Raw genomic sequence first — 6,000 nt, forward strand, 5'->3', positions numbered from 1 at the left:
CTCGTCGACGGGAGAACGATGAGAGATGGGTCACGGGAATCCGCGCGCGGAACGGAGGTCACGACCATGAGGGCTGTCGTCTACAAAGGACCGTTCACTGTCGCGGTCGAAGACGTCGAGAAGCCGGGCATCCGGCATCCGAACGACGTGATCGTGCGCGTCACGTCGACCGCGATCTGCGGCTCGGACCTGCACATGTACGAGGGGCGCACCGCGGCCGAGCCCGGCATCGTCTTCGGCCACGAGAACATGGGGATCGTCGATCAGGTCGGGCAGGGCGTCACAGGCCTGAAGGAGGGCGACCGGGTGGTCATGCCCTTCAACGTCGCCTGCGGCTTCTGCACCAACTGCGCCGAGGGGTACACGGGTTACTGCACGACCGTCAACCCCGGCTTCGCCGGCGGCGCGTACGGCTATGTGTCCATGGGGCCCTGGCAGGGCGGCCAGGCCGAGTACCTGCGGGTCCCGTACGCCGACTTCAACTGCCTGAAGCTGCCCGAGGGCGACGCGCACGAGACCGACTTCATCCTGCTCGCCGACATCTTCCCCACCGGCTACCACGGCTGTGAACTCGCCGGTGTCCGTCCCGGTGAGAGCGTCGCGGTGTACGGCGCCGGGCCCGTCGGGCTCATGGCGGCCTACTCGGCGCTGCTGCGCGGGGCGAAGAAGGTCTTCGTCGTCGACCGCGTCCCGGAGCGGTTGCACAAGGCCGAGGAGATCGGCGCGGTGCCCGTCGACTTCTCCGCGGGCGACCCGGTCGAGCAGATCAAGGAGCAGACCGACGGTGCCGGCACGGACAAGGGCGTGGACGCCGTCGGCTACCAGGCCACGGCGGGCGGAACGGGTGAGGAGGAACCGGCGACCGTGCTGAACTCGCTCGTCAACACGGTCCGGCCCACCGGCGCCCTGGGCGTTCCCGGGCTCTACGTCCCGGCAGACCCGGGCGGCCCGGACGAGCAGGCCAAGCAGGGCATGCTCCTCGTCGCGATCGGCAAGCTCTTCGAGAAGGGGCTGCGGGTCGGGACCGGGCAGTGCAACGTCAAGCGCTACAACCGCTACCTGCGGGACATGATCATCGAGGGCCGGGCGAAGCCGAGCTTCGTCGTCTCGCACGAACTGCCCCTGGACCAGGCCCCGTCCGGCTACGACAAGTTCGACAAGCGGATCGAGGGCTATACGAAGGTGATCCTGCACCCGTAGCGCCCGTAGCGCCCGTCGTGCCCGTCGTGCCCGTCGCACCTGTCGTGCCTGTGGCGGCGGGGAGGTCCGGATCGCGTCCGTGCGGCTCAGGACGCGATCCGTATCCGGCGCTCCCGGCTCACTTGGTCCACCTCGGACACCCGCACGGTCGCCCTCATCGTCCAGACGCCGGGCAGGGGCAGTGTGAGGGTGTTGGCGCTCCAGTAGCCGCCCCGGTCGACCAGGTCCGCCTCGACGGGGCCGACGTCCTTGTCGGGGAGGGTGAAGGAGAGGCGCAGTTCGGGTACGGCGGCCAGGCTGCCGTCGGGGCCGAAGACGACGGCCTGGACGGCGTTGTCGCCGGTGCGGCCGGGGTCCAGGGTGATCTGGACCGTGCCGCGGCCGGCCGTGCCGATCTCGAACGGGAGCGTGGTGACGGACGCGGGCAGCACACCGCCGCCCGCCGGTACGGCCGTCCGTGCCGCCTCCTCCGTCGCGCGGCCGGGCAGGGTGGCGGTCAGCACGGTCGTGAGCGCCAGGACGACCGTGGCGACGGCTACCTCGGCGAGGACGGAGCGGCGCAGGCCGCGGCGGATGTCGGGACGGAGGCCGTGGTGGAGGGTGGCAGCCTCGGTGTCCGACCTCGGCGCCGGGTCCGCGTCCGGGTGCGGGTGCGGGTCCGGGTGCGGAGGGCCGCCCGCCGGCTGGGGGATGCGCTCGTGCGTCCGGCCGGGCTCGCGCACGGCGGGGTGTGCCGCCGTGGCCGCCAGTGCCGTCGTCCATCTCCGGGACACCGCCGCAGCGGCCAGCAGCAGGGCCACCAGGAGCACCTTGGCCAGCAGCAGCCTGCCGTACGTCGTCCCGGTGAGCGCCTGCCAGGAGCCGAGGCCGCGCCAGGACTGGTGGACGCCCGTGGTCACCAGGACGGTCACGGAGGCGAAGGCGGTGCGGGAGAAGCGGGCGATCGTGGCGGCGTCCGCGGTGGAGCGCAGGGTGAGGACCAGGGCGGTGAGGCCGCCGAGCCAGACCGCGGTGGCGAGCAGGTGCAGGGTGGCGGACGTGATCGCGAGGGGCACCTGGACACCGGCGGAGGCGTGCTCCGCGGCGGCCCAGGTGAGGGCGAGGGCGACGGCCAGGGCGGTGCCCACCGCGCCGACGAGGGGGCTGTGCCGACGCTGCCGTTCCGCTCGGGAGACCCGGACGAGGAACAGGGCGACCGGGGCGAGCAGCGCCAGCCTGATCAGCAGCAGCACGCCGGGGCGCGCGGTGAGGGTGTCGGCGAGCGCGCCGGGGTCCAGGGCCGCTGCCGGGCCCTTGCCCGCCTCGTACGGGGCGCGCAGCACCAGTAGGGCGACGGTGGCCGCCGACAGGGTCCACGAGGCCGCCACCAGCGGGCGGCGCAGCGGGGCCGGGTCCGGCGGGCGGCACAGGACGACGAAGGCGGCGGTGCCGATGAGCAGGGCCGCGGCCAGGTAGGCGAGGTAGCGGGCCAGTTGGTGGAGGGTCGCGGTCAGCGGATCCTCGGTGGGGCCGGTGTCCACGGCGGCGGACGTCTGCGAGGGCTGGCCCACGGAGAAGGTGAAGGCGCCGGAGACGGGGTGGCTGTCGGCGGACACCACCCGCCAGGCCACGGTGTACGTGCCCTCCCCCAGCTCGCCCGGCAGCGCGACCCGGGCCGTGTCGGCACGTCCGTACGCGTGCCCCGCCTCCCCCGTGCGGACGCGGTGACCGCCCGGGTCCAGGACCCGGAAGGAGTCGTCGCGCAGGCCGACGGACTCGCTGAAGGTCAGCGTGACGTGGCCGGGGGCCCGCTGGAGGACGGCTCCGTCCGCGGGATCGGTGGAGCCGAGGGCGGCGTGCGCGGACGCCGGTCCCGCGCCGCCGAGGAGGAGCAGGCCCAGCACGGCGCCCCACAGCACCAGCCGACGGACTCCCCGGCGGTCCCGGACTCCCCGGCGGTCCCGTCCTCCCCGGCGGTCCCGTCCTCCCCCGCGCCTCCGGTGTCCCCGGCGTCCAGCGTGCGCACCGTCATCACACCTCACGTCGCATCTCCGTCGTCGGGGCCCACTGCCTCGGGGATACGTACGGACGCGGGGGCCGTCGCGCTCAGTGGCTCGCCGGGCGGTTCCTCACCATGACGGGCGTGCCGTCACCCCGCCGTCCACCACGAGGTCGTGGCCGGTCACCCAGGACGCCAGCCGCGAGGCGAGGAACACGCACGCGTCGCCCACGTCCTCCGGGCGCCCGAGCCGTCCCGTCGGCGCCGCCCGCCGCCAGCGCCGTACGCCCTCCGGCCAGGACTCGGCGAGGCCCGCGCGGTCGACGAGGCCGGGTGAGACGGAGTTCACCCGGACGCCCCACGGGCCGTACTCCAGCGCCGCCGACCGGGCGTGCATCACGACCGCCGCCTTGGAGGCGCTGTAGTGCGCGTGCGCGGGAGCCGGGGCGCCCGCCTCGATGGAGGCGATGTGGGTGACCGTGCCGCCGCCGTCCTGGGCCCGCATGACGGCGGCCGCGGCCTGGGTGCAGGCGAAGACGCCGGTGAGGTTGGTGTCCACGACCGCCCGCCACTCGGCCGCCGTCATGCCGGGCAGTTCCCGCAGCGGCTGCACGCCCGCGTTGTTGACCAGCGCGGTGAGCCGTCCCCCGCCCCAGTCGGCGGCTTGCTCGACCAGGCGCCGGCAGGCGTCCTCGTCGGTGAGGTCGGCGCGCAGGACGGTGGCGCGTCCACCCCGGTCGCGGATGCCGTCCGCCACCTGCCGCGCCGCCGCCACCGCCGTACGGCAGTGCACCGCCACCGCGGCGCCCTCCTCGGCGAAGCGCATGGCGATCCCCCGGCCGATGCCGCCGCCCGCGCCGGTGACCAGGGCGATCTGACCGTCGAGGAGCCGTGTCGAGGGGGAGGGGGAGGAGGAGGGGGAGGGCGAGGGGGAGGGCGGGGTCATGAGCGGCAGAGTGCCAGGATGCGCGCGGCCTCGGCCGGGTAGCGCGCCGTGAGGTCGGCGGCGTCGCCGTGCTCGTAGTCCCCGTAGGTGAACCCGGGTGCCATCGTGCAGCCGAAGAACGACCACTCGCCGCCGGCCACCACCCCGCCGCCCATCCAGGTCCCGGCGGGGACCGTGAACTGGACGTGCTGTCCACTGAGGACGTCCGGTCCCAGCACGGCCGTGCGGGCGCTGCCGTCCGGGGCGAGCAGCAGCAGCTCCAGCGGGTCGCCCAGGTAGAAGTGCCAGACCTCGTCGGTGGGCAGGCGGTGCAGGGCGGAGAAGTCGCCCGGCCGGGCGGTGAGCAGGGCCACGATGGCGGACCCGGCGGGGCGTCCGTCCGGGCGCTCGGGTCCCGCCCAGGTGCGCCGGAACAGGCCGCCCTCACGGGGGATGGGCTCCAGTGCGTAGTGCGCGATCAGGTCCTCGGCGGTCGGCGCGGAAGTCACCCGGCGAACGCTACCTCCCGGCGCAGGAATGCGAGTTGCGCCTTCTTCTCGGGCAGGTACACGTCCGGCAGGTCCACCTCGGGCAGGACCACCGCGGGACCGGCGGTGAAGCCCTGCTTGAGGAAGCGGGCGATCGCCTTCTCGTTGTCCACGTCCGGGTCGACCACGATCCGGGTCCGGTCCAGGCCCAGCAGTACGTACGCCATGAGGGCGCCCGACAGCGCGGCGGTCCAGCCGGGGCGCGCGCCGCCGCTTCCGGCGGGCGCGAGGAGCAGGTGGACGCCGATGTCGCCCGGCTCGGTGGCGTAGCACTCGCTCACCCGGTCGGCCTCGGGGTCGTAGGTCTGGAACAGGGCGACCGGTTCGCCGTCCTTGACGACCAGGAAGGCGTGGTGGGTGTCGAGCGTGTCCATGTGCGCGTATATGTCGGCGACCTGTTGGCGCGTCAGGCCGTTCATGCCCCAGAAGGCGGCCCGCCCCTCGCTCACCCAGCCGTGGATCACCGCGGCGTCCGCGGCGGGGTCCAGGGGGAGGATGCGGACGGTACCGAAGCCGTCGAGGTGCTGTTCGTGGACGGCGGCCCGGTCGGCGTACGGGGTCGTGTGCGGGGTCGTGTACGGGGCGTCCTGGCGGGGGTCAGTCATCGGTTTCCTTCGTGAGCCGGGTGAAGTCGGTGATCACCGGGGCGAGTTCACCGCGGAGCCACAGGGGCTGCTGGTCGCGGTGGTGGGGCGAACCGGGTACGCCGGAGGCTCCGTGGGGCACGACCCAGCGGCTGTTCTCGCGGTCGGCCAGGTCCCAGACGTACCGGGCGGCCGGGCCGCGTGCCGCGCGGTCGGTGAGGCCGGGCACGGCGGAGGTGCAGAGCACGCAGTCGTGGTCGCCGGAGAGGCGGGGTGCGTCCGCGGGACCGGTGGCGTCCGGCAGCGCCCGCCAGGGGGCCAGGCGGTGGGTGTCGCCCCAGGTGCCGGGCGGCGGCGCGGCGGCGACCTCCTCCAGCGCGGCGCGGATCGTCGCGGCGCGGTCGATGCCGTACAGGTCGTCCGCGCGCAGGAGGTGTTCGAGGGCGTACGCGACCCGCGGCACCAGCGCGAGCCACGGTTGCAGCACCTCGGGGTAGGCGGGGGGCAGGGACGCGGGGGCGAGTGCCGGGTGCGCCGCCAGTCTTCGTACGACCGCCGCACGCAGGGCCGCGTACGCCGCCGCGTCGGCGCTGTCGGCGTCCATCCGGCGGTCCCAGGCGAGGAGGCGGGCGGACAGGGCGGTGGCTTGGGGGGTGAGGGGGGTGAGGGTGCCTCTATGTCTTTCGTCAAGCGAGCTGTGGGGTTCGGGGTTCGTAGAAGGTTCCGTCGCGGAGCATGGCGAACAGGACGCTGGTGCGGTGGCGG

Annotated in this window: 5 protein-coding genes and 1 pseudogene; 1 reads left to right on the forward strand and 5 read right to left on the reverse strand. The window is 74.3% G+C overall.

Annotation, left to right across the window (positions count from 1 at the left end; genetic code table 11):
* Positions 1–66 precede the first annotated feature (66 nt).
* Complete coding sequence (locus IE94_RS0129850; RefSeq protein WP_030190389.1) at positions 67–1,200, forward strand: glutathione-independent formaldehyde dehydrogenase; 1,134 nt, start codon at positions 67–69, stop codon at positions 1,198–1,200.
* A gap of 86 nt (positions 1,201–1,286) precedes the next feature.
* On the opposite strand, the gene IE94_RS0129855 is transcribed toward IE94_RS0129850, so the two are convergent.
* The 5 genes and pseudogenes from IE94_RS0129855 to IE94_RS0129875 all read right to left on the reverse strand — a co-directional run.
* On the reverse strand, positions 1,287–3,098 hold the full coding sequence (locus IE94_RS0129855) for a copper resistance CopC/CopD family protein (protein ID WP_030190392.1): 1,812 nt from the start codon (positions 3,096–3,098) through the stop codon (positions 1,287–1,289).
* 210 nt (positions 3,099–3,308) lie between these two features.
* Positions 3,309–4,124 (reverse strand): SDR family NAD(P)-dependent oxidoreductase, encoded by an 816-nt coding sequence (locus tag IE94_RS0129860; protein ID WP_030190393.1) that lies wholly within the window; start codon positions 4,122–4,124, stop codon positions 3,309–3,311.
* The gene (locus IE94_RS0129865; protein ID WP_030190395.1) at positions 4,121–4,612 is read right to left on the reverse strand and encodes a cupin domain-containing protein; all 492 of its coding nucleotides are present in this window, start codon (positions 4,610–4,612) and stop codon (positions 4,121–4,123) included. The genes IE94_RS0129860 and IE94_RS0129865 overlap by 4 nt, the downstream gene beginning before the upstream one ends.
* Positions 4,609–5,256: a GNAT family N-acetyltransferase gene (locus IE94_RS0129870; protein WP_037923897.1), complete on the reverse strand. Its 648-nt coding sequence runs from the start codon at positions 5,254–5,256 to the stop codon at positions 4,609–4,611. The genes IE94_RS0129865 and IE94_RS0129870 overlap by 4 nt, the downstream gene beginning before the upstream one ends.
* Positions 5,249–5,905: pseudogene (locus tag IE94_RS0129875) on the reverse strand (penicillin acylase family protein); the annotation flags it as partial. The pseudogene IE94_RS0129875 and the gene IE94_RS0129870, both read right to left, overlap by 8 nt.
* Positions 5,906–6,000: the final 95 nt, after the last annotated feature.

Source organism: Streptomyces violaceorubidus (genome assembly GCF_000717995.1).
Lineage (GTDB): Bacteria > Actinomycetota > Actinomycetes > Streptomycetales > Streptomycetaceae > Streptomyces > Streptomyces violaceorubidus.

Bases quoted from the DNA above. Each gene is read 5' to 3' on its own strand.
- IE94_RS0129850 (WP_030190389.1), top strand. From the start codon at position 67: ATGAGGGCTGTCGTCTACAAAGGACCGTTCACTGTCGCGGTCGAAGAC.
- IE94_RS0129860 (WP_030190393.1), bottom strand. From the start codon at position 4,124: ATGACCCCGCCCTCCCCCTCGCCCTCCCCCTCCTCCTCCCCCTCCCCC.
- IE94_RS0129870 (WP_037923897.1), bottom strand. From the start codon at position 5,256: ATGACTGACCCCCGCCAGGACGCCCCGTACACGACCCCGCACACGACC.